Genomic DNA, 3445 nt, shown 5'->3' with positions numbered 1-3445 from the left:
GACATTGGAGAGGGGTGCTTACATTTGAGCACCAAATGTTTTTGGGTATCAATAACAGCTCCTTTATCTTGCGCATATTTACCCCAAAGTAAAAAAACAAGTCCCTCCTTTTCGTCTGATAAGCATTTTATGACAGCATCTGTAAATTGTTCCCAACCTTTCTTTTGGTGTGAGCCAGCGCTATTGGCACGAACTGTCAGCGTAGCATTCAGCATTAATACGCCTTGGGTAGCCCATCTTTCGAGATTCCCCGACAAGGGTATCTGAATACCCAAATCGTCTTTTATTTCCCTAAATATATTCACTAAAGACGGGGGAAATGCCACGCCATCGTTTACAGAAAACGAAAGCCCCATGGCTTGATTGGGTCCATGATATGGATCTTGTCCAAGAATTATCACCTTAGTTTGATCAAATGGACATTTGTCAAAGGCATTGAAAATCAGCTTTCCCGGAGGATATATCTTTTGTGTTTGGTATTCTTCTTTAATGAAACTCACCAATTGATTAAAATAAGGTTTTTCGAACTCACTTGAAAGTCTGGCCTTCCATGAAGGCTCAATTTTTACGTCCATATTTGTATTTCGATTTTATGAAAATGGAGATACTTCTGTCAATGAAATTGTTGTTTTTTAACAAAACTACATATTTTCAGATTTTCAAAACTAACTTTGTATTACCTAATACGGTAACAAAATCGGAATTATATTTATTTTTACACTGTTAAAAGAATGAGAATTGTACACCACCTGTAAATTTACTTGTACACTTAATAACGAAAAACATGGTTTCGGCAATTACACATGGCATAAAAGTATCGGTAGAAACAGAGTATCAACCTCAGTACTCTAATCCATCTCATGCTCATTTTGTTTTTTCTTATCGTATAAAAATCGATAATGAAAGCGAATTTACCGTTAAATTGCTTCATCGACACTGGATTATTGTAGACTCAAACGGTTTGGAGCGCCAAGTTTCTGGCGAAGGAGTAGTTGGCCAACAACCTGTTATTGAGCCCGGGCAATCGCATGAGTATTCTAGTGGATGTAACTTTAATACTTCAATTGGAAAAATGAAAGGTAGTTATACGATGGAACGGGTATTTGATGGCAAAAAATTCAATGTTACGATTCCCAATTTTACGATGATTGTACCTTACCGTTTGAATTAATACTTTTTTGTTTTGATTAAATCTTATCTAAAATATCTTTTGAAAGCAGGCAACGAGCATGCTGTTCACTCTCCTTTTGTTTTTGATTTGTATTACCGTGCCATCAAACCGCACGAGGGTCGTTATCTTCAGTTAATTCGCGTCGAACCGCCAGATACAAACGCTCCTACACGTATCACCAACCATCCAGACCATATTAGTGCAATAGAAAGTCTTCGAGATTTACTCCAAAAAGACCAAAGAAGTATTGAAATTACGGAATTGGGTGCGGGCTCTAAAGTTTATGCTGGAAATCATCGAAAAGTGGCAGATTTGTGTAAAACTGCGCTAAAGCCTCGTAAATACGCGCAACTATTAGCTCGATTAGTAAGCTATTTTGAACCCAAAACAATCTTAGATTTAGGAACGTCCCTAGGCCTAACTACCGCCTACATGGCTATGAGTGCCAAAAATGCACAAGTGATAAGCTTTGAAGGATGTAATGAGACCGCAAAAATCGCTCGTGAAAATTTCCAGAAACTCGGACTTGAGAATATACAGCTTCAGGTGGGTAATATTGACGAAACGCTCGGAAGCACCCTTATCAATCTTCCTAAAATAGATTTTGTATTTGTGGATGCAAACCATCGAAAAGCACCAACAATCGCTTATTTTGAGCAGTTATTAACAAAAACTCATGACAATTCGGTTATTATATTTGATGACATCTATTGGTCTAAGGAAATGACAGAAGCCTGGGAAAGTATCAAGTCTCATTCTAGTGTCGGCATTAGCATCGATTTGTTTCAATTTGGCATTATCCTTTTTAGAAAAACACAGGCAAAACAACACTTTGTCTTAAGATATTAAGTAAAAATTGCATGCTCTATGAAACAATTAAGCAACAGTATTTCAGTTATTTGGATTAAAAATCACCTTAGGAATAAAGTAGATAACCATCATTAGAATGATGACTTCGAAGATGATCAAAGCATGGATTATACCGAGGATATCAGACAAATAACCCAAAAAAATAGCTGGAATACCAAAACCTATATATCCTACAAACATAAATCCAGAAACTGCGCGAGCCCGTTGTACTCCTCCAATATTAGATATAATAGCCAATCCTCCCAAATAAGAAAATCCATAAGCAGCCATTCCAATAATTGAAGCCCCTAACAAAATTACTGGAAATTGAGACATCTCAAGGCCTACTATAACTAATCCAAAACCAATGGGTAAAAGCGCATAGCCTATTTTTACAGCCTTTTGAGGGTTATAATTACGAATAATGGGTTGCAAAAAAGCCTCAGTCCAATTAATAAGCACCAAACAAAACCCTGCGTAAGCTGTCATTCCGATCAAAGATAATTGTCCCGGAATGATGGCAATCACAATACCTGTAACAGCCCAACAAAGTCCTATGCCGATATTAATTGGGAGCGAATCCTTCGGGAAATAGGGTAATCTCATCACTTTTCCTCCGAGGGGAGGAAAATCTGGTAAAAAGAGCATTAAAATCAATCCTATCACCGTTAAAACTATCAAGATTGGATAACTAACAGGTACCAATGTAAAGTGATTAATGATGAGGATAGTAGTAGTAAGTGCCCCTCCACTAAAACCAATCGCTGTAGCAAAAGTTGCTATATTTGCTGCCTTGGTAGCCGCATGTTTTTCGAGATTAGCTTCGATAAGTTCGGTCAAATAGGCAGTCCCAGTACCCATGCTCAATCCTAAGGCGATTCCTTGGCAAAAGCGAGCCCAAACAAGAGCAAATATATCTGGCTTTATGGTGATAATACTTGTGGCTAACAAAGAAAACAAAACACTAATTATCATTATTTTCTTTCGTCCGATTTTGTCAGAAATACCCCCCAAAAATATATAACAAGGAAGCATGCCTATAATATAGGAGGCCAATACTAAGGCCGTTTGACCATTATTTAGTCCTTGGTTTTGCGCATAAACTCTAAACAGAGGCATAGATATATTGACCGAAAGCGTAACCAACAGCAAGGCATTTGCAACTATGTACTTTGATTTTTTAATCATTTTTTCAGGGATGTACGATAAATTTTGTACATGGTTAAAGAAAATTATCAAAAAGCAAATAAAATATTTTAAAAACTATTAATTTAGCAATTATACCCATCCATAAAACCAATGAACACTTCGAGCGTATTAAACATCTATTCATAAAAGGTAATATATGCTATTGTTAGGTGAGCAAAATTAGATTTAGGTACTCAGCTTTAGGCTGTATGCCATTTGCATTTGGCAGAAGGTCTT

4 protein-coding genes are annotated in these 3445 nt (G+C 36.8%); 2 read left to right on the top strand and 2 right to left on the bottom strand.

All coding sequences use genetic code 11. The annotated features are described in order from the left end of the window. Positions 1 to 575 (bottom strand): uracil-DNA glycosylase (gene ung / locus ACOVQ4_RS04960; protein ID WP_421819549.1); only part of this gene is annotated, 575 nt, incomplete at its 3' end. A 209-nt stretch (positions 576 to 784) separates the two neighbouring features. Here ung and apaG point away from each other — a divergent pair. Both apaG and ACOVQ4_RS04950 read left to right on the top strand, forming a co-directional pair. Next, positions 785 to 1171, top strand: coding sequence for a Co2+/Mg2+ efflux protein ApaG (gene apaG / locus ACOVQ4_RS04955; protein ID WP_421819548.1), 387 nt, complete (start codon positions 785 to 787; stop codon positions 1169 to 1171). 12 nt (positions 1172 to 1183) lie between these two features. Continuing rightward, the gene (locus ACOVQ4_RS04950; protein WP_421819547.1) at positions 1184 to 2020 is read left to right on the top strand and encodes an O-methyltransferase; all 837 of its coding nucleotides are present in this window, start codon (positions 1184 to 1186) and stop codon (positions 2018 to 2020) included. A 42-nt stretch (positions 2021 to 2062) separates the two neighbouring features. On the opposite strand, the gene ACOVQ4_RS04945 is transcribed toward ACOVQ4_RS04950, so the two are convergent. After that, positions 2063 to 3208, bottom strand: coding sequence for an MFS transporter (locus tag ACOVQ4_RS04945; protein WP_421819546.1), 1146 nt, complete (start codon positions 3206 to 3208; stop codon positions 2063 to 2065). Positions 3209 to 3445 lie beyond the last annotated feature (237 nt).

This window comes from Flectobacillus sp. (assembly GCF_049240685.1).
GTDB lineage: Bacteria > Bacteroidota > Bacteroidia > Cytophagales > Spirosomataceae > Flectobacillus.
Note: the sequence above shows the minus strand (reverse complement) of the source record. Positions and strands in the feature narration are given on the sequence as shown.